We start from the raw sequence: 21,233 nt of genomic DNA, 5'->3' as shown, positions 1-21,233 counted from the left end.
CGTGAAAAACAGTCAGTTATATAGAATATCGGTAAAATATCTGTTCGATAACGAACATTTACTGAACGGTTTTAATACTTAACATTTATTCTCCTTATTCAGTCCTCAAACTTTTTACAGGATTCGCTATATCTGCTTTGATAGCTTTAAAACTTACTGTTAACAACGCAATAGCTAAAGCAGTAAATCCAGATAGCAAAAAGATCCAGATATTATTATTAAGGTTTATCCTGTTTGCAAAATCCTGAAGCCAGCCTGACATTGTATAGTATGCAATGGGCGAAGCAATCAGAATGGAAAGTGCAACTAACTTTATATATTCTTTGGTAAGCAGGGCTGTAATGTTTGTTATTGTTGCTCCAAGAACTTTCCGTATGCCTATTTCTTTAGTTCTTTGTTGTGTGCTGAATGAAATTAATCCTAACAGGCCAAGGCAGGCAAGGAAAATTGCTATTCCGGAAAAAATTGCTGTCGTTTTTCCAAATTGCAGATCTGCTTTATATTGCTCATTAAACATCCCGTCTAAAAAGTAATAATCAAAGTTATATCCGGGTAAAGTTGCGTTCCAGATTTGTTTAACCTCACTAATCGTTTTTTTCAAATCAGTTGTTTGAATTTTTAAAGAAATATAAGCCACACTACTCCCATACCAATGTATCATGGGTAAATATTTCTCCTTTAGTGATTGTTGATTATAATTCTTAACAACCCCCGCGATTGTAGAATTATTCATGGATATTTTTTTCCCGATAGCATCCTTTGCATCTTTAAATCCCAGTAATCTTGCAGCTTCTTCATTTATAATAACTTCATTTCTTTTATCGGATCCGCTTGAAAAATTAGTCCCGGCAACCATTTTAATATCCATTAAAGGAATAAAAGCGGAATCGATTCCATACATATAGTAATTATACCCGGCGCTTTGTTCCTGGCCATATTGTACTATTCCCCTTGAAGTATTTAACTCATGCAGACTTACTCCCGGTAAAGACTCTGAAACGCTTACTCCTTTTACATGTGAGCTGGTTTTCAGTTCATTAATAAATGTTTTAAATCTATTTAATTCAATAGAATCCCCATTTCCCATTGCCGGCGGCCGCACAACCAAAATCTGATCTATATTCATACCCATGCTCTGATTCTTCATAAAATGAACCTGCATATAAACCACAATGGTGCCCGATAGCAAAATAAATGTTACAGCGAACTGACCGACAACCAATGCCTTTCGTAGTAAACTGCCTTTAATTGATCCAGTGAACTTCCTTCCTATTACTGAGATAGGTTTTGTTGATGATAAAACTAAGGCCGGATATAAGCCTGATAGCAAAATATTAATAAAAAATATAAGCAAAAGGCTTTTCCAAAAAGCAAGGTTTTGGAGTAAATCGACCGGAATATTTTTACCAATAATATCAGGATACAAAGGTGAGGTAAAATAAATCAGTATTAAAACCAAGGCACTGGCCATACTATTTATAAGTATAAACTCAACAATAGATTGAATTACAATTGCACTTTTAGATGACCCGATTATTTTACGGATTCCAATTTCCTTAGTCCGTTCAATTGATTTGGCAGTTGTTAAATTTATATAATTTATACTGACGATTAATATAATGAGCACAGATATAACCAGTAAAAAATTTACTGTCTGAGCGTTTCCGTTTACTTCAGGTTCGAAGGTTTTGTGAGAATATAAATGAATATCTTTAATCGGTTCGGCAACAAGCACCTCTCTTTTTAATTGGATTTTAGAAAATGCTTTGAGTTTTGAATTAAACTTTTCAAGATCGACGCCTGGTGTCAGTTTCAAATAAGTATAGTTATTATTTCCGTTCCAGCTGGACAAATCCCATCCCCAGTTCTCTAAAGAAATAAACGAAATCAGAAAGTCCATTTTAAGATGAGTATTGAGTGGAAGGTCTTTAATTACTCCCACTACTTCCAGGCTCTCTTTATATGGTTTTACTTTAATACTCCTACCCACAACATCGATATTCCCAAAGTATTTTTTAGCCATACTTTCAGTAATCACCAGTTGCATGGGAGCTTTTAAGGCCGTATTGATGTTACCTTTAATGAGCTCAAGACCGAAAACACTAAAAATGCTTGGATCGGCTGCGTAAATTTTCTCTTCTAAAAAATGCTTATCGAGATAACTTACTTCCCGTATTTGTTCCATCCGCTGAATCCGGACAAACTCTTCCACTTCAGGCAGCCTGGCTTTTACTGTGGGACCAAATGGAGGATGAGTCTCACAATCCGTTACTAGGAATTGGGAACCGTTATATAAATCAAGCGTTACCCGGTAAACATTATCTGCATTCTTAATATAGCTTTCGTAGCTTCTTTCAAATTGCACATAATGCATAATCAGCAGAAAAGCTGCCATTCCAATAGCTAAACCTGAAATATTTATTACGGAAAACGCTTTATTCCTGTATAAACTTCTTACAGCGGATTTTAAATAGCTTTTTATCATTGTTTATAGCTTTGAGCCTCGAGCTATTAGCCTACAGCTTTTGTAATTCTTTTATTTGGCTTTAAGTTCTCAGTTCATAACTCACCTTAATCCTTTCAACCTTGCTCCTTTAACCTCTTTCCTACTCCGCCCTCAAACTCTTTACAGGGTTTGTCAATGCCGCTTTTATAGCCTGAAAACTAATTGTAACTAAAGCAATCAGTAGTGCAATGGCCCCGGCGATTCCAAATATCCACCAGCTGATATCAATCTTATAGGCAAAGTCCTGCAGCCACTTATCCATCACCCACCAGGCGACAGGCCAACCTATCAGGTTTGCTATAAGTACCAGCTTTAAAAAGTCTTTTGAAAGCATTCCTACCACGTTTGTAACCGTTGCACCCAGTACTTTCCGGATACCAATCTCTTTAGTACGCTGCTCAGCAGTGAACTTTACAAGTCCGAACAAACCAAGGCAGGCAATAAAAATGGTAAGGGCGGCAAAAATCCCCAATATTTGCCCCAGCCTTCCTTCCGTATCGTACATAGCCTCAAAGCTTTCGTCTAAAAATGAGTAAGAGAAAAGCGCTTCGTTTGAGTAGCGTGACCATTGTTCTTTTATAGATGCAATTAAAGGAGCGGTATTTCCCGTTTTCACCTTTATAACCATAGCGCCTGAGTTTTCGCCCAACACCATCATTAAAGGCGTTATTCGCTCATGCAACGACTGAAAATTAAAATCCTTTACAATTCCTATTATCCGATAGGATTTTTTTTGCCCCTGGTTGTTCGTCCAATCTGTGATGATGTGGCCCAAGGCGTTTTTCCCCCATCCATATACTTTTGCTGCAGTTTCATTAATAATAACGCCTCCCGAATCAGTTGCAAAGCCGGCAGAAAAATTTCTTCCTGCCTGCATTTGCATTCCCAGTGTTGGAATATATCGCTCATCTACCTGGTATTTAAGTGTTTTGATAAGCTGATCGGGATTATTATCTGTATAAACACTGTTATTGTTTGAATAAGTATTACCGGCAGGCAAAAACCCTGAAATAGTTACATTCTTTACCCGGGAATCCTGCAAAAGTTGCTGGCGGAATGCTTCTTCGTTATTACCCAGTCGCCAGCTTTCATGCAATACCAGTACCTGATCTTTATCGTACCCTAATTTCTTATTCTGAATATATTGAAGCTGCTTGTAAACAATTGCAGAGCCCACTATCAGTACAATGGAAATAAAGAACTGGAACACCACCAGTCCGCTTCGAAACCCCATACTGCTCTTACCTGCAGTAAGTTTCCCTTTCAACACCGCAATGGGCTTAAAAGACGACAGAAAAAAAGCTGGATAGCTTCCGGCCAGTATACCTACAAATAGTCCAAAAAATAAGAGGCCGGGTATTATCAAAGGATGGAAGATAAAAGAGAAATCCAACTCTTTTCCGGACAACCGGTTGAATAATGGCAAGGCCAGGTAAACTAAACATACCCCTATAAACAACGCTATCAACGTCAGTAAAACGGATTCTACCAGGAATTGCTTTACTAACTGCAGCTTTTCAGATCCCAGCACTTTTCGTACACCTACTTCTCTTGCCCTTTTTGAGGCACCGGCTGTAGAAAGGTTCATAAAATTGATGCACGCTATAAGCAATATAAATACGGCAATAGCACTAAATATATAAACATATCGTGCATCACTTCCCCGTTCTATATCAAAATTAACATCTGAATGAAGGTGAATGTCTGTTAACGGCTGTAAAAAAAGGCCTACATCATTTCCCTTTTTCCTGAATTCAGAAAGGCTCATTCCCATTGCCTGCTTAATTTGCGGGCCCATATACTTTTCTATAACCTGTGGTAATTTGGCTTCAAGTTTTTTATAATTATAATCTTTTGGTAAAACCAGATAAGTATAGTAACCGGATGTCATCCAGGAAGGACTTTTAGCATCGGTAATGCCAGACATCGAAGCAAAGAAATCGAAATGAAAGTGTGAGTTTGCAGGAAGCTTTTTAATTACTCCTGTTATTTTATATACGCTGTTCCAGGTTTGGAAATTAAGAAGTTTACCAACAGGGTCTTCATTTCCAAAGTATTTTTTGGCTATTTCATCGGTAATAACAATGTTATTTGGTTCAAGCAGGGCTGTTTCAGGATTGCCTTTAATAAACGGGATCGTAAAAACATGAAAGAAATTAGAATCGGCATGAGCAATAGCCTTTTCCCTGAATGTTTTGTCTTTATAAGTAACAAGCGGCTGATCATTGGTCTTTAAACGGGTTGCTTCCAGCACTTCCGGATAATCTGCCTTTAACGTTTGAGCCGTGGGCGGCATTACGTTTGCTTCTTTCATAGGCGCTCCGTTAATAGAACCCTTGAAAACTACCCGTACAATCTGATCAGCTTTTTTATTATACCTGTCATAACTGAGTTCATTCTGCACAAACAACATAATAACCAAACAAGTGGCTATGCCAATAGATAAGCCGGAGATATTGATGGCGGAGAAGATTTTACTTCTGTTTAAGTTGCGCCATGCTATTTTCAAATAGTTTTTGAACATTATTTTTTAGCTTTAATAGTCAACTGGCCGTAAGCCTATTCAGTTACTATTCGTGGGGAGTTAGGAACTGATACAAGATGTCTTATCAATTCAATGCCAATTAACTAATTACATAGTAATCAAACTGTTACTGAGAAATAAACTTTATTAACTGTTCGCTTCCGAACAGTTAACGATCGTTTATATTACAGCCGAGCCCATATTTCTCCGATCGTTCAATTTCCCTGCACTTTCAAATCAGGTAACTGTACTCTTTATTCCGTTCGCAAACTCTTAACCGGATTAGCCAAACCCGCTTTAATTGTCTGGAAACTTACTGTGGCAACTGCAATAAAAAGAGCGGTAATTCCGGCAAGTGCAAACACCCAAAATCCGATATCGATCCGGTATTCATATTTTTGAAGCCAGTTGTACATCAGCAGAAAAGCAATCGGTGAAGCGATCAGGCATGATATTATTACAAGTACCACAAATTCTTTAGAAAGCAATAACCATACATTAGCAACCGTAGCTCCCAATACTTTCCGTATTCCAATTTCTTTAGTTCTGCGTTCAGCCATAAATGCTGCTAAACCGAATAATCCCAAGCAGGAAATAAAGATGGTTAATGCAGCAAAAATTGCAGAAAGCTTCGCTACCTTATTTTCCATTTCAAATTTTTTAGCGAACTCCTCATCGGCAAACTTATATTCAAAAGGCAAGGACGGGTTATGCTTCTCGAAAATAGGTTTTATAACGGCAAGTGCTTTTTTAAGATCGGCGTTGGGTTTTAATCTTAATAAAACGGTAGAAAAATGATCTTCTCTTAAAAAGATAACTGCCGGATTTACGGTTTTGAATGCATCGGCGATAACCACATTTTCGGTAACACCGATAACGTTAAGTATCTTATTTTGAAACCTGATCGTTTTGTGTGTAGGATTCTTAAAACCCATTAATTTAACGGCAGATTCGTTTAAAACAACTGCAGCCGAATCAGTTTTAAATTCTCTTGAAAAAGACCGCCCTTCTTTAAACTTCATTCCGGTAGCTTTCTCATAATCGTAGTCGACCATCAGCACATCTAAACTAACGCTCAAATCAGGATCTTTTCCTTCCCAACTAAATTCGCCCCAATCATTATTAATGTTCGTCATTGAGCTGGAGGATTTTGCAACAGCTTCGAAGTATCCGGTATTTAATAATTCTTGTTTCAGAACCTTATAATTTTTTGCGAGGTCGTTAGTACCGTTAACGGATATGAGATTGTCCGGATTGTACCCTATTGATCGTGAACGGGCATGTTCTATTTGCTGAAAAACAAGTACCGTACTCACTATCAGCGTAATTGATATGGTAAACTGCAACACTACCAGTATCTTCCGAAAAGATATAGCACCTGTCCCCTGGTTTACGGCTCCTTTTAAAACTTTAACCGGAACAAAGGAAGAAAGATAGAAAGCAGGATAACTTCCCGCAATTAAACCGGTGATAATGCAAATTCCGAGAACGGAAACCAGCACTGAAAAGTCAGTTAGATTAAGCTGAATATTTTCAAAATCGAGGTCTTTAAGCAGAGGCAAAACAAGTATTACAATTACCAGCGCCAGTAAGAAAGCGATAAAGGCTGTAAACAGAGATTCGCTTAGGAATTGAACTATTAATTGTTTTCTTTTTGATCCTATAGCCTTTCGAATACCTACTTCCCGGGCACGTTTCTCTGACCGGGCGGTGGCGAGATTCATAAAGTTAATGCATGCAATCAACAATACAAAAATACCGATGGTTCCAAATAAGCGGACATACTCAATCTTTCCTCCAACGTTAACCCAGTCTTTATATTCGTCATACAAATTCCACTTTTCCATAGGATGGAGGAACAAAATATCGCGGTTACCCTCGCTTTTCTCAGGTAAAAGCGACTTTAACTTTGCAGACAAACTCTCCATGTCTGCACCTTCTTTTAGTTCTACCGCTGTCATTGAAGAGCCGCCATCCCACTTAGTAAGAGACCTTTTCACCCAATCTTCAGTTTGCACCTTAAGCGCAAAGGGCACTAAAAAATCAAATGAAATCGAGGAGTTTTTTGGCAAATCCCTAACTACGGCCGATACCATCACATTAAATTGATTATCGAATTTTATAATCTTACCTATCGGGTTAGTTGACCCAAACAGGGTTTTGGCAAGGGTTTCTGTAAGTACTACCGAATTAGGATCGGTTAGTGCTTTTTCCATATTCCCGCTACTTAACGGGAATGTGAACATTTTGAGGAAATCCGGATCAACGTAAATACCCTTTTTGTTCAGTTTTTTATCCCCGGATATTAAACTGTGCTCATCTAACCAGGAAATTCGCGTAACATGTTTTACTTCCGGGTAACCGGATTGTAACTCGTTATAAAGAGGCAGTGGCGTGGTTATCCTGGTTATTTTATCTTCATTAGACATACCATGCCTTTCCAAAAGCGCAATCCGACTTTTATTGATCTGGAAATCATCGATCGAAAACTGGTATTGAATCCATAATCCAATAATAATAGTAAAAGCCATGCCTACTGCCAGGCCCACAATATTGATGAACGAAAACACTCTGTTTCTCAACAAATTCCGCCACGCAATTTTGAAGTTGTTTTTGAACATAGGAAAAGGTTTTAAGTTATGGGTTGTAAGTTGTAGGTTTTAAGATTTACGCAAATCTCCATTTTTCAGGTGACCCTACTCCGTTCGTAAACTCTTAACCGGATTTGTCAGCGCTGCTTTTATAGCCTGAAAACTAATTGTTGTAAATGCTATGATTACTGCAAGAAATCCGGCCAAAAGAAATATCCACCAGCTTAAATCATTTTTATAGGCAAAACCCTGCAACCATTTATTCATTACAAACCAGGCAATTGGCGAAGCAATTATGAAAGCAATGCCTACTAACTTTAAAAATTCTATAGATAAAAGATTAACAATATTAGATACACTTGCACCCAAGACCTTTCTTACCCCGATCTCTTTAGTTCGTTGTAAGGTGCTGTAGGAAGCAAGTCCCAATAAGCCTAAACAGGAAATAAAGATGGCAAGGATGGCAAAATTGAGAAACAGGTTTCCAAAATTTTCTTCTGATTTATATTGCTTGTTAAACGAATCATTCAGGAAAACATATTCAAAGGGCCTGTCTGGAATAAGTTCTTTCCATTTTGCTTCTATTGCTTTTACAGTTGCAGGCAAATTTCCTCCTGAAAGATTTACAGAAATTAAATTACATCCGCCCGGTTCAATCCGTAAGGTTAAAGGCTTGATAGGTTCTTGTAAAGACCGGAAGTGAAAGTCTTTAACTACTCCTATAATTTTTCCCTGCCTGCCCCACTGGTCAAACTTTTTCCCAATAGCTTGTTGAGGCGAGCTGTATCCTAACAGTTTTACGGTGCTTTCGTTCACTACCATCGCCTGGGTAGTATCGGTACCAAATTCTTTTGAAAAAGAACGTCCTGCAAGAAACTTCATTTTATATTGAGGGATATAATCAAAATCCACAAAATACAAATCAAGGTTAGCTGTTTGCATATCACCCGATTTATTTTCAACTTTTGAATATGCTCCGGGATTTCCTCCGCCTGGTACGCTTGAAGAAAGTGCTGTAGACACAACACCCGGAATGGATGATATGGACTCTTTTAACGCTGTTTTATTCTTATCATTATGTGTATCCAGAATCAGCATCTGGTCTTTTTTAAAGCCTAAATCCTGATTCCTCATGTAATTCAGCTGATTGTAAACGACAATAGTTCCTACTATCAATGCAATGGACATGGTAAACTGAACAATTACCAAAGCTTTTCTGAGTAGTAAGCCGCCGGAACTTGTAGCAAAGCGTCCTTTTAAAACCGCAATTGGCTTAAAGGAAGATAATACAAGTGAGGGATAAATTCCCGCTACAATACCTATTGCAATAGAAATAAAGAAAAGAGTAAGGATATAAAGGGGGTGTGTGAAAATACCATCGCTTACTTGTTTTCCTGCCAGCTGGTTAAATAACGGAAGCAGCAAGGCACATAAAATCACGCTGATAAAGAACGATGCAATTGATATAATTACAGATTCGCTGATAAATTGCCCGGCAAGCTGAAATTTAACCGCACCAACTACTTTACGGATTCCCACTTCCTTTGCCCGTTCACTGCTGCGTGCAGTAGTAAGGTTAATAAAGTTGATACAGGCAATAATGAGTATAAACAATGCTACAAGAGAGAAAATATATACATTATTGATATTACCTCTTGCATAGCCATCCCGCTTTGATTTTAAATAAACATCCCTTAAAGGCTCTAAGGTCAATGTAAAATACATTTGCGATTCTTTCATTTCCTTGCCGTCACGTTTTTCTAAAAAGGCAGGGAATTGTTTTTCTAATGATTTAGCGTTGGTTCCCGGTTTAAGTAAAATATAAGAAGTAAGCCAAAAATTACCCCACTGCTCATCTGCACCTTTATTAAAATTCTGCGTATAGGTTGATAAAGAAATCAGCAGATCCGGCCTAAAATGGGTATTTTCAGGAATATCTTTCATTACCCCGGTAATGGTGGCATTCAGCCCGTCGCCTGTTATTAACAGGTTTTTACCCACCGGATTTTCGGAACCAAAGTATTTTTTTGCGGCCGTTTCTGATAGTACAATACTAAAAGGTTCTTTCAAAACGGTTTGTTTATTTCCCTTAATAAGTGGAAAATCAAAAACATTAAAAAAAGTGGAATCGGCTGCAAATGCATTTTCTTCCTGGAACTTAACGTCCCCTTTTCTGAGTAATAAACTTTGCTGACTTATTCTTACTACAGATTCTACCTGGCTGAAATCCTGTTTAATGCTAATAGCCATTGGGGCAGAATTTGCACTTATATTCAGTGTTTCCGACGGGGTTTTTATATCACAATTAAGCCGGTAAATACGATCGGCTTTGCTATGCATCGAGTCATAACTTAATTCGAAATTTACATAGAGATAAATCAGAAAGCAGGCAGACATACCAACTGCCAAACCAAGAATATTTAGAAAAGAATAGGCTTTATTCTTCCATAAATTTCTTATTGCTATTTTGAAGTAGTTTCTTATCATGGTTGAGTTGTGAGTTGTAAGTTGTAGGTTATAAGTTATGGGTTGTAAGTTTTAGTGTTTGCATTTGACGTTATTTTTATACTACCGGCTTCCAGTAGCTGAAAGCTTATAGCTAATTCCTCTATTCCGTTCTTAAACTTTTTACAGGGTTTGCTACCGCTGCCTTCATTGCCTGGAAACTAATTGTTGCAAGTGCAATAACTATTGCAACAAGTCCGCCCGCAGCAAATAACCACCAGCTGATGTTGATGCGATAAGCGTAATCTTGCAACCATTGGTGCATGTAATACCATGCAACGGGGGTAGCAATCGAAAAAGCAATTGCAATGAGTATGATAAATTCTTTTGAAAACAAATAAATGATCTTGCCAGCAGTAGCACCTAGTACTTTACGAATAGCTACTTCTTTTATTCGTTGCACGGCCATGAAGGAGGCTAAACCATACAACCCAAGACAGCTGAGGAATATCGCGATGGCTGCAAAAATTGAATATAATCGTGATAACTGGCTTTCCTGCTTATAAAAACTTTCGATTTTATCATCCAAAAACCTGTATTCATAAACATAATCTGGAAATGCCTGCTCCCATATATTTTTAACAGATTCCATGGCAGAAGCAATGTTTGTCGTTGCCAGTTTTATGGAAGCCTGCCGATACATGGTAATATTTGTGGCAATAATTAACGGTGCAACACTTTGGCGTAAAGACCTGTCATTAAAATCTTTCACTACACCTACAACCGGACATTTTATTACATCGCCCCATATACTTACTTCTTTGTTCAATATATCTTCAGGTCTTGTAAGCCCCAGACTTTTTACAAACGATTCATTCACTAAAAATTCTCTTGTCATGTCAGACGCCTGCAAATTTCTTCCGGTTACTAATTGCAGTTTATAAGTCGGCAAATATTCGTTATCAGCGAATTTGACAATAGCCGGGAAATCTTCGTCTTTTATTGAATGATCAAATTTGAGTGTGGTAAACCTGTTATTATCATCTTCAACGGGCGTGTTTGAACTAAAACTTACCGTCTGTACGCCGTTCACCTGCACTAACTTTTGCCTTAAATAATCTGTCAGTTTGCTGCCGGTACTATCAGGGCGAAAAGGAACATTTACAATGGCATCTTTATCGAAGCCCAAGGGCCGATTCATAAAATAATCCATTTGCTTTACAATGATGAGTGTTCCGATGATCAGAACCTGCGCAATGATAAATTGAAACACTACCAATCCTCTTCTTAATGAAACGCCCTTTGTAGTATTCGCTGTGAGCTTACTTTTTAAAGCATTAACAGGATTGAAACGTGATAAAACAATAGAAGGATAAAAGCCTGCGAGTGCGGTTACAATTATTGTTACAGCTAAAAGAAATAAAATAATTACAGGATTGTTTAGTATGTTGAATGAAAGCGAAAGCTCTAAAAGTTGATTTACATAAGGCAATGCAAGAATTGTAATAACCGATGCCAACATTACAGCACTTGTAACTATTAAAAATGTTTCTACAAGGAATTGGATTTGCAATTGAGATCTGTTACTTCCCAGAACTTTTCTTACTCCAACTTCCTTTGCACGATTCACGGCTTGTGCTGTAGAAAGGTTAATGAAGTTTACGCAGGCAATTAATAGAATGAAAGCGGCAATCAGCCACAATACATTCAGCAGTTGATGACTGATTGTCTTATTGCTGTAATTTCCTGTTTCTGCGTCATAATGCACAGCATTTAATGGTTGTACAATATGACTGTTCTTATTACCGGGAGGTAATACCTTTCTTGAAAATGCTTGCAGCTGCTGATTGAAATTATCAACAGAAATATTAGGCGGCAACAAAACATAACAACCGAAATCAGCTGATGTGCCATTCCAGTCGGGGTGTTGAAACCCGTACATTTTATCTCCGGTAAAATCTGTTCCATAAGCAATCACCAATTTTAGCTGAAAATCGGTATTTGCCGGTATAGTTGCTAGAATACCTGACACTTTCAGCGTAACGGGCGGAGACTGAAACAATCCTGCACCAATGCTGTATGTTCCTGTTAGTTTAATGGTTTTACCAATCGCTTCCCGGTAACTATCAGGACCATCGCCGAAATAGGTCTCTGCAATTTCTTTTGTAAGCAATACATTGTTCGGATCTTTTAATGATTCGTAAGAACCGGCAAGCAAAGGGAAATTAAATATTTTAAAGAAGGAAGGCGATGTATAAAATACGCCACTCTGCTCTTTAAAATTTTTTACAGGAGTTCCGTTATTATCCAATACCTGTAACTCATCGTTGTGGCTTGCATAAACAGGAGCTACTTGTTCTATTTGGGGAAAAGCCGTTTTCAATGCTTCGGGCATTGGAAAAGGAACGTTTTTCGCATAGGAAATAGTGGCGGCATCTGCATGATGAGATTCAGTCAATACACGATAGACACGATCTTTCTTGGAGTGAAACTCATCGAAGCTTGTTTGAAATTGTATAATGATAAAGATTACTATACAAACGGCTATACCAACAGCCAAACCGGCGATATTGATAATAGTGTAACTCCTGTTACGGTTTAAACTTCTGAATGCGATTTTAAAATAATTCTTTAGCATACTGAAAGTTGTAAGTTATACCTGTTAAGCACTTTTGGTTTTAGCTGCCACTATAAGCTTTTTGCTTTGTATCTGTATTCTTTAATTTTCTATTTCTGCGCTTTTAGCTAACAGCTAATCGCTTGGAGCTAATGCCTTATGCTCTCTATTCCGTTCTTAAACTTTTAATTGGATTAACTATTGCTGATTTTAAAGCATTTAAACAAACCGTTATAATGGTAAGCAGCAGTACCGAAAACCCAACAAGAACAAAAATTCCGATGCTGATATTAATACGATAAGCATAGTTTTTCAGCCACTCATTCATGCCCCACCAGGCGGCAGGTACAGCAACAAAAAATGCAAAAGCAACCAGCAACAGGAACTCTTTTGACATGAGAAGCAGTAATTGCCTGATTGATGCACCAAGCACTTTTCTCACACCTATTTCCTTTGCCCTTCTTTCTATAGAAAAAGAAACAAGGCCAAACAAACCCAGGCAACAAATAAAAATGGCTACACCTGCAAATAGCAGAGAAAGTTTGCCGATGAGATCTTCCGTATTAAATTTGAGGTTAAAATCATCGTCGACAAATTTGTATTCAAACGGATACTCCGGGCTGTATTTTTTATAGACGTTTTCAATTGTTACCAGCGATTTTCGTACATCTGCTTTATCTGAAAGCCGAATATTCATGCTCCCTGACCATTTATCTTCATAACAGATCATTAAAGGAGATGCCGCTTCATAGGGTGAAACCATTACCATATTATCAATCACACCCACTATAGTTCGTTTTTTCCCTGCCCAGGTAATTTCTGATCCTACGGGAGATTTAAGTCCCATCAGCTTTACTGCTTCTTTGTTAAAAATTACCGAGTTACTGTCGCCGTCAGAAAAATCACGGCCATTGAGCATTTTTGCGTTTATGGTTTTTGAAAACCCTCCGTCTGCAAAAAGAAAACCTATTACCAGATTACTGTTTTCGCCTGCGCCGGGCCATCTGATTCCGGAGGTAAAACCTAAAATGGTAGTGAGGGGACTGGATGATCGTGCGACAGAACTGATCATTCCGGATTGCAAAAGGTCATTTTTAATTGCTTTAAAACTTTTATCTGTTGCGGATGAAGAAGGAACCATGATTAAATTATCCGGGTTATACCCCAGGTCTCTGTTCTTCACATACTGTATCTGCCTGTAAATTACCAGTGTTGCCGAAATAAGTATAATAGAAACAATAAATTGTGATACAACCAATATCTTTCTGGGCAGCAGTGCCTGATGACCCGGAAGAAAAGTTCCTTTTAACACTTTTACAGGACTGAATCCGGAAAGATAAAAAGCCGGGTAACTACCGGCAATAAAACCTGTCACCCCTATTATACCTGCAATTACAACCCAGAACAAAGGATCTTTAACAGGAATCTGCAGATCTAAATCAAGCATACGGCTAAAAACAGGAACCGAAATGTAAACGATGATTGCTGCAAGGAAAAAGGCTATCAGAGACAGCAGTACAGACTCGGTAAGAAACTGCCACAGTAACTGATTTCTTTCCGATCCCAGAGTTTTACGAACTCCAACTTCTTTCGCTCTTTTCTCTGAACTGGCAGTCGACAGGTTCATGAAATTTACACAGGCAATAATGAGAATAACAATAGCGATCCACGTAAAAAGGTGTACATATTGAATCCTCCCTCCTGTATTTTTCCCGTCTTTAAATTCTTCATATAGCCTCCACTTGCTCATGGGATGCAACACGATACTTCCCTTGGTAGTAGGATTTACTTTTTCTGTACGTTCCTTAATTAATTGGAGTATCTTTTGCTCTAATGCGGAAGTATTTGCGCTGACTGTTGTTTTTAAAAATACCCTGTAACTACAGTTCACCCATTCGTTTTCAGCTTCCTTAATTTCTGGAGAATCAGGATTAAATGGCATGATACCATCAAATTGCAGGGTTGAATTTCTCGGAACATCTTTAATTACGGCTTTTACATAGGCTGTGCGGCCATTATTTACCCGCACCGCCTGCCCTATTACATCATCGGTATTAAATAATGCTATGGCCGTACTTTCGGTTAAAATTACAGCTGTTGGGTCTTTAACTGCTGCAGCATTTCCATGAATAAATTTGAAAGTGAAGGTATTGAAGAAATCAGGAGATGTGAAAACTGTCCTCTTTTTTAACTTTTTATCTCCTGCAGCGAATAAGGTATTTTCGCCAAAGGATACGGTAGTAGCAGCTTCTACTTCCGGTAAAGCTATTTTTAAGGCTTTAGCTAAAGGGTACATCATATCAGGCCCCGTAGTAATCTCTCCATTGAAATTACGATTGGACAATATATGATAGATACGATCGTAGTTCTGATTAAACTTGTCCCATACCCGCTCATTATACACCCATAATAATAACAGCATGGTACAAACCATTCCGATAGTAAGCCCCGCTATGTTTATAAAAGAAAATGCCTTATGCTTAAACAGGTTCCGCCAGGCTATTTTTAAATAATTCTTTAGCATACAAAAGTTGTAAGTTGTAGGTTTTAAGTATTAGCATTGAGCTGAGAGCTGATCATTCATTGCTCATTTGCTCTTTATTCCGTTCTTAAACTTTCCGGGTAAGATCCTTTATACTGACGGCAGAAATGGCACCCGCCGTCAGCGTAAGGACATCAAAATTTAACTAAACCATTATATTTTCAAGTACTACCTGCCCGTCAAGCATCCGTATGATACGATGGCTGTAGCGGGCATCGTGTTCAGAATGTGTTACCATTACAATCGTAGTTCCCTGTTGATTGAGATCTGTAAGCAGCTCCATCACCTCATTACCGTTTGATGAATCGAGGTTACCGGTGGGCTCATCCGCCAGTATCAGTTTCGGGTCGTTCACCACTGCTCTTGCAACTGCCACACGTTGTTGCTGTCCCCCGGATAGCTGCTGAGGATAATGATTACGACGGTGCATAATCTGTACCTTATCAAGCACTGCTTCTACCTTCTTCTTCCGCTCGGCAGCAGGGGTTTTTGTATAAATAAGCGGCAGTTCAACATTTTCGTACACAGTAAGCTCATCTATCAGGTTAAAACTTTGAAATACGAAACCAATGTTGTTTTTTCTCAATTCAGATCTTTTACGTTCGTTAAAGTTTGCCACTTCTATCCCGTTAAAAAGATAGCTCCCCGAATCGAGGTCGTCAAGCAAACCCAAAATGTTAAGTAAGGTTGATTTTCCGCATCCGGAAGGCCCCATTACGGCCACAAATTCGCCTTTCTTAACATCAATTGAGATTTTGTTCAGAGCCACAGTTTCTACTTCTTCTGTGCGATAAAATTTTTCGAGGTTGGTAATTTTGATCATACTTTACAGGTTGGAGCTAAAAGCTTTTAGGTTTTAGCAATTATTTTTATATTTAATTTTAACACTCTCTATATACGTTTCTATAACGGGCTCCATTTCTGGCATAGCTATACGCTACTCCTTCTTCAACACCAATTCCTGCATATCCCCATAATTTTCGTAACTTGAAGTCACTACCTTATCTCCGGGTTTTAGTCCCTGCATCACTTCATAATAATCGGGATTTTGTCTTCCAAGTTGCACGTCAACTCTGTACGCTGTTTTACCATTTTCACTGAGTTTAAATATCCAGTTGCCTCCGGTTTGCTGATAAAATCCTCCCCTTGGTAAAAGCAGTGCCTGTGTTTCATCACTCAGAGCCAATCTTATTTGGAGCGTTTGTCCGCGGCGTATTCCCTTAGGAACCTCGCCCACAAATTCCATATCTACCTGGAAACGTCCGTTTGTAACCTGTGTAAATACCTTCTTTATTTTTAGTTTGTAGGTTTTATCGTTGAAACTGAAATCTCCCATCAGCCCGGTAAAGATTCTTGAAATGTAATGTTCATCAATATCCGCCCGCACCTTGAAGCCGCTCATTACATCCAGCTGGCCTAAGCGTTCGCCTTTATTTTTCGACTGTCCTATTTCTGCATCCATTGAGGTCAATTGCCCATCCACAGGAGCTCGAACAACCAGATCACCCACTTTTTTCCGCATCAGCGATAAAGCGTTTTTCATCCGTTCATACGATTCGTTCATCTGCTCAAGCTGTTGCTTCGTTGATACCGAGTCTTGCTTAAGCACTGCAGATGTCAGCTTTTTACGACGAAGCTGATAGTTATATAAGTTCTCTGATGATTTGAATTCCTGCAAGCCTATGGCCTTTTGATCGTAAAGCTTTTTATTCAGTTTATAAACCCGTTCTGCTTCTTTTAATGCATTATCAACATCCGCCATTTGGTTCAGCTTTCCGATTGTATTTTGTTGCGCATTGTTCTTGGTATTCTGCATTTGTGTCAATACATCAAACACCGCTGTTTCCTGGTTAGCCAGGTTTAGTTCAAGGTCGGTATTTGAAAGGCGCATTATAGGGTCGCCTTTTTTCATCATAGCACCATCTTCCACATATTTTTCTTCCACCCTACCACCTTCGGCAGCATCCAGATAAATAGTTGTTATAGGAAGCACAATACCATTTACCGGAATAAATTCCTGAAACGTCCCTTTCTTGATTTCACTGATTGTGATACGTTCTGTATTTACATTAACCCTGCTCTTCCCGGATGTAAAATAGTAGCTCGAAGCAAGAAGCAAAATAACTGCTGCTCCTCCGGCAATCGTAGTAATCCGTTTAGTCGTCCACGTTTTTTTGGGTATAACTCTGTCCACTGTTTTCTATTTTAAAAAATGTTACAATAACTTGTTATACAACCTTGTGCCAAATGAACAAAAATCTAACTATCAACTATTTAGCTAATATCAAGCGATCGAAAGTGTTCGTTATCGGACAATTTGTGAACGCTTGCGATACAGGATACTTCCTTCTTAAAAAACGTTTTTATTTGTCTCCCAGTCAATTATATTAACTGGCATAATTGTTTTATCTTCATGCTGATATTATTATTTAACATGCAACTGAAAAAGGCTTCCATATTGGTAATCGATGACGACCCGGATGTATTGATTGCGGTAAGGCTATTGCTTAAAACTGAAGTAAAATCTGTTATAACCGACAAGAATCCCGAAAATCTACCGGCTTTACTTCGCAGGGAGCAATTTGACCTGATACTTTTAGATATGAACTTTAAAAGTGCAATAAATACAGGGAACGAAGGATTATACTGGTTAAAGAAGATAAAAGAAGCAAAATCTGAAGCTTCTGTAATAATGATAACAGCTTACGGTGATATAGATTTGGCTGTAAGATGTTTAAAAGAAGGAGCTTCAGACTTTGTTGTTAAGCCCTGGCACAATGAAAAGCTGCTGGCTGTGCTTCAGGATACCTTGGATAAAAAAGATAAAAGTACTGCACCGCGAAGCCCAAAAGCAGAATCAACCTGTTTGTCTGAACTCATCGGCGATTCGGAAGCAATGCGGGATATTTTCTGCAAAATAGAAAAGATTGCCCCAACGGATGCCAACATACTTATCCTCGGTGAAAACGGAACAGGGAAAGACCTTATCGCTACTGCTATACATCAGCATTCATTAAGAAGCAAAAAGCCTTTTGTAAAAGTTGATGTGGGAGCCTTAACGGAAAGTCTTTTTGAAAGCGAGTTGTTCGGGCATAAAAAAGGTGCTTTTACTGATGCGAGAGAAGATCGTACCGGCCGTTTTGAAGCAGCCAGTTCCGGAACACTTTTTTTAGACGAAATAGGTAATATTTCACTGCAGCAGCAAGCCAAGCTATTAAGCGTACTTCAAAACCGGCAGGTTATTAAGCTCGGATCAAACGAACCTGTGCCTATAGATATACGCTTAATATGTGCTACAAATGTTCCGCTAAAAGAATTTGCTAATGAAAGCAGGTTCCGGAAAGACTTAATTTACCGGATTAATACGGTAGAGATTATGGTGCCCCCGTTAAGGAAAAGAGGTTCTGACATTTTGCTGCTGGCTAAACATTTTGCAAAAATATATACCTCCAAGTACCTGAAGCCGGAAATTGAATTTGATGCCAGGGCATTAGAAAAACTGATGAGCTATCATTTTCCGGGCAACGTACGGGAATTACAATATACAATAGAGCGGGCTGTAATAATGGCTGAAGATTCTGTCCTCCATGCCAAAGATCTTATCTTTTCGCCCATAGAAACAGAAGCATTACCGCCGGAACCAGCTGAGTTTAAGCTAAGTTCGCTGGAAAAAAGTACCATCCTTAAAGTAATAGAAAAGTATAGCGGCAATATAACCAAAGCAGCAAAAGAGCTTGGAATTACACGTACTGCCTTATACCGCCGATTGGATAAATATGATATTTAAACGATTTGAATTTCAAATTCTTCTGCGGGTGCTCCTGCTTTCTGTTACTTTATTCGGAGCGTGTTTTTTTCTTTTGAAGAATCAATACATGTACCTGATTTTTATGGTTCCTGTTCTTATTTTAGAGATTAGAGCTATATTTAAAAATCAGCTGCTAATTTATGAAGAAGTAAAAGAATTTGCAGAAGCCGTACACTACCGCGATTTTTCCAGAAGGTATAACGAGAAGCAAGGTTCGGAAGGAATCCGTTTATTAAAACACAACTTCAACGAAATTTCTACCACCTTTAAAGCTCTTTCCAAAGAGAAAGAAAACCAGCAGCAATACCTGCAAAAGATACTTGAACTAATTAACACCGGAATTTTATCCTATGAACTGGGCTCTGGCAAAGTGATATGGCTTAACGAGGCCGCAAAGAATATTTTACAGGCACCTTATTTACCAACCATCGAGAGATTAAATCAACTCCACCCGCTCTTGTTTAAAGAAATTGAACATATAGCTGTTGGAGAATCCAAAATAGGTTCTGTACAGGCGAATAATAATTCAACAAAGCTTTTGATTTCTGCCGCCGAATTTAAAACAGATAATAAGAATTACAAGCTGCTTGCTTTTCAAAACATTAATGAAGCGTTGGATGAAACCGAAGCGAAAGCCTGGCAAAAACTTCTTAGTGTGCTTACTCATGAGATAATGAATTCCATTGCTCCCATTTCATCCCTGGCCGAAACTTTGAAAAACGAGCTTCAAAGCCTTGGCAGCAATTACCAGGAAGGCGAACTGGATGACATGATACTGGGAATGGGAACAATAAAACGCCGAAGTGAGGGACTATTAAAATTTGCCGAGATTTACAGAAGCTTAAATAAAATCTCTAAAGCTGATTTTAAAGAGATTTATGTTAGAGATTTATTCGAAAACCTTTATCATCTGTTGCAACCCTCTTTAAAGCAGAAAAATATTGAACTGGAAATCGTTCTGAAAGATTCTAAACTTGCCTTAAATGCCGATCCTGCTTTACTGGAACAGGTACTGATTAATTTATTGCTGAACGCAATGGATGCAGTAAAAGAACGGGAGCATGCAAAAATTATACTGTCTTCTGGCTTTGAAAAAGGCAAAGCGATTATTAAGGTAAGCGATAACGGAGCCGGAATGAAAGAAGAAGTTGCTGAAAAAATATTTGTTCCTTTCTTTACAACCAAGAAAAATGGCAGCGGTATCGGGTTAACACTCTGCAAACAGATTATGATGCTTCACCATGGCAATATTCAGATGAACTCAAAAGAAAATATAGGAAGCTCGGTAACATTGACGTTTTAGGAATGTACAAAACCTCTCAATCCTGCGAACCTCTCTCCCTTATTGTACAGCTCTTCCTGCGTACCGGCAATCCAAAAAAACAGTAGCTATTTCCCTTCCCTTTGAAAGGAGAGAGAAAGGGTGAAGTTGAAGACTTTGCTAGCTCCTTAGCAAACTTTGGATTTCACACATCCCTTTTAAAAGTCAACATTTAGGTTATAAATAATAAACTTTTATTTCACGATTCTTGATTAAGTGTGAAATTGGAAAACCAAGCCATAGGTGTCAGGTTGAAAATATAGTGTTTAATTTTTAAATTTTATAATTATGAAAAAATTACTTTTTTTAACCTTATTCATAGGGCTGGTTTCAGCAGGGCAAGCACAGGTAGTGGATGCGAATAAGGCATTAGATGCATCTATAAGCAGTTATAAAACTTATGACTGGATTGCCAATATCGACAAAATACCCGATGATAAGATATTTGTAGGGCCAACTGGAGTTCTTATTTATAATAATGAATCTGGCAGAAAAATGATCAAGGATGCAATTATGTACGAACTGGATGCCAGGGGATATAAAAAAACAGAAGGCGACGCAGATATGCTGCTAAGCTTTATGGTACTTGAACAGCCCGGCAAATTAAGAACCTATAACGGATATCAGGTTGTTTCGATGGGTAGTGATACTGTTCGAACTCCGGAAAATGTGCAATGGACTAATATAAAAGCCGGAACCCTGATAATAAATATTACAAATAACCAAAATAAGATGGTTTGGCAGGGCTTTGCTTCCGGAATTTTGACTCCGGGAATAATGAAAGATGAGTCAAAAGTAAGACAAGCGGTTTCATCGATTTTCAGGAAATTCAAATATAAAGCCGCTAAATAAAAATAGCAAGATGAGTAGTTTGAGGAA

Annotated in this window: 11 protein-coding genes; 3 read left to right on the top strand and 8 right to left on the bottom strand. The window is 38.3% G+C overall.

Annotated features, from left to right (window positions below):
- Positions 1 to 94: 94 nt before the first annotated feature.
- The 8 genes from ACLCDL_RS07970 to ACLCDL_RS07935 form a co-directional block, all read right to left on the bottom strand.
- Positions 95 to 2,485, bottom strand: a complete 2,391-nt coding sequence (locus ACLCDL_RS07970; RefSeq protein ID WP_423147754.1) for an ABC transporter permease — start codon at positions 2,483 to 2,485, stop codon at positions 95 to 97.
- 121 nt (positions 2,486 to 2,606) lie between these two features.
- Positions 2,607 to 5,030, bottom strand: coding sequence for an ABC transporter permease (locus ACLCDL_RS07965; RefSeq protein WP_423147753.1), 2,424 nt, complete (start codon positions 5,028 to 5,030; stop codon positions 2,607 to 2,609).
- Positions 5,031 to 5,284: 254 nt separating this feature from the next.
- The gene (locus tag ACLCDL_RS07960; protein WP_423147752.1) at positions 5,285 to 7,651 is read right to left on the bottom strand and encodes an ABC transporter permease; all 2,367 of its coding nucleotides are present in this window, start codon (positions 7,649 to 7,651) and stop codon (positions 5,285 to 5,287) included.
- A gap of 75 nt (positions 7,652 to 7,726) precedes the next feature.
- Positions 7,727 to 10,108, bottom strand: a complete 2,382-nt coding sequence (locus ACLCDL_RS07955; RefSeq protein WP_423147751.1) for an ABC transporter permease — start codon at positions 10,106 to 10,108, stop codon at positions 7,727 to 7,729.
- A gap of 121 nt (positions 10,109 to 10,229) precedes the next feature.
- Entirely contained in the window at positions 10,230 to 12,704 is a 2,475-nt protein-coding gene (locus tag ACLCDL_RS07950) for an ABC transporter permease (protein WP_423147750.1), read from the bottom strand.
- A gap of 145 nt (positions 12,705 to 12,849) precedes the next feature.
- Complete coding sequence (locus ACLCDL_RS07945) at positions 12,850 to 15,207, bottom strand: ABC transporter permease (protein WP_423147749.1); 2,358 nt, start codon at positions 15,205 to 15,207, stop codon at positions 12,850 to 12,852.
- 163 nt (positions 15,208 to 15,370) lie between these two features.
- On the bottom strand, positions 15,371 to 16,048 hold the full coding sequence (locus ACLCDL_RS07940) for an ABC transporter ATP-binding protein (protein ID WP_423147748.1): 678 nt from the start codon (positions 16,046 to 16,048) through the stop codon (positions 15,371 to 15,373).
- A gap of 114 nt (positions 16,049 to 16,162) precedes the next feature.
- Positions 16,163 to 17,419: an efflux RND transporter periplasmic adaptor subunit gene (locus tag ACLCDL_RS07935; protein WP_423147747.1), complete on the bottom strand. Its 1,257-nt coding sequence runs from the start codon at positions 17,417 to 17,419 to the stop codon at positions 16,163 to 16,165.
- 240 nt (positions 17,420 to 17,659) lie between these two features.
- On the opposite strand from ACLCDL_RS07935, the gene ACLCDL_RS07930 reads away from it, so the two are divergent.
- The 3 genes from ACLCDL_RS07930 (at position 17,660) to ACLCDL_RS07920 (ending at position 21,206) form a co-directional block, all read left to right on the top strand.
- A complete protein-coding gene (locus tag ACLCDL_RS07930; protein ID WP_423147746.1) occupies positions 17,660 to 19,012 on the top strand; it encodes a sigma-54-dependent transcriptional regulator in 1,353 nt (450 codons plus the stop codon).
- Positions 18,960 to 20,336, top strand: coding sequence for a sensor histidine kinase (locus ACLCDL_RS07925; protein ID WP_423147745.1), 1,377 nt, complete (start codon positions 18,960 to 18,962; stop codon positions 20,334 to 20,336). The genes ACLCDL_RS07930 and ACLCDL_RS07925 overlap by 53 nt, the downstream gene beginning before the upstream one ends.
- A gap of 306 nt (positions 20,337 to 20,642) precedes the next feature.
- Positions 20,643 to 21,206 carry a DUF4136 domain-containing protein gene (locus ACLCDL_RS07920; RefSeq protein WP_423147744.1) on the top strand — a complete coding sequence of 188 codons (564 nt, stop codon included), beginning with the start codon at positions 20,643 to 20,645 and terminating at the stop codon, positions 21,204 to 21,206.
- The last annotated feature ends 27 nt before the right edge of the window (positions 21,207 to 21,233 follow it).

This window comes from Rubrilithobacter danxiaensis (assembly GCF_047272945.1).
GTDB lineage: Bacteria > Bacteroidota > Bacteroidia > Sphingobacteriales > Sphingobacteriaceae > Rubrolithibacter > Rubrolithibacter danxiaensis.
The sequence above is the reverse complement of the archived record's forward strand: the minus strand, read 5'-3'. Positions and strand labels throughout refer to the sequence as shown.

What these genes read in the sequence shown, in the direction of transcription:
- ACLCDL_RS07940 (WP_423147748.1), bottom strand. Translation starts at nt 16,048, where the DNA reads ATGATCAAAATTACCAACCTCGAAAAATTTTATCGCACAGAAGAAGTA.
- ACLCDL_RS07930 (WP_423147746.1), top strand. Translation starts at nt 17,660, where the DNA reads ATGCAACTGAAAAAGGCTTCCATATTGGTAATCGATGACGACCCGGAT.
- ACLCDL_RS07955 (WP_423147751.1), bottom strand. Translation starts at nt 10,108, where the DNA reads ATGATAAGAAACTACTTCAAAATAGCAATAAGAAATTTATGGAAGAAT.
- ACLCDL_RS07945 (WP_423147749.1), bottom strand. Translation starts at nt 15,207, where the DNA reads ATGCTAAAGAATTATTTAAAAATAGCCTGGCGGAACCTGTTTAAGCAT.
- ACLCDL_RS07920 (WP_423147744.1), top strand. Translation starts at nt 20,643, where the DNA reads ATGAAAAAATTACTTTTTTTAACCTTATTCATAGGGCTGGTTTCAGCA.
- ACLCDL_RS07965 (WP_423147753.1), bottom strand. Translation starts at nt 5,030, where the DNA reads ATGTTCAAAAACTATTTGAAAATAGCATGGCGCAACTTAAACAGAAGT.
- ACLCDL_RS07950 (WP_423147750.1), bottom strand. Translation starts at nt 12,704, where the DNA reads ATGCTAAAGAATTATTTTAAAATCGCATTCAGAAGTTTAAACCGTAAC.
- ACLCDL_RS07970 (WP_423147754.1), bottom strand. Translation starts at nt 2,485, where the DNA reads ATGATAAAAAGCTATTTAAAATCCGCTGTAAGAAGTTTATACAGGAAT.
- ACLCDL_RS07960 (WP_423147752.1), bottom strand. Translation starts at nt 7,651, where the DNA reads ATGTTCAAAAACAACTTCAAAATTGCGTGGCGGAATTTGTTGAGAAAC.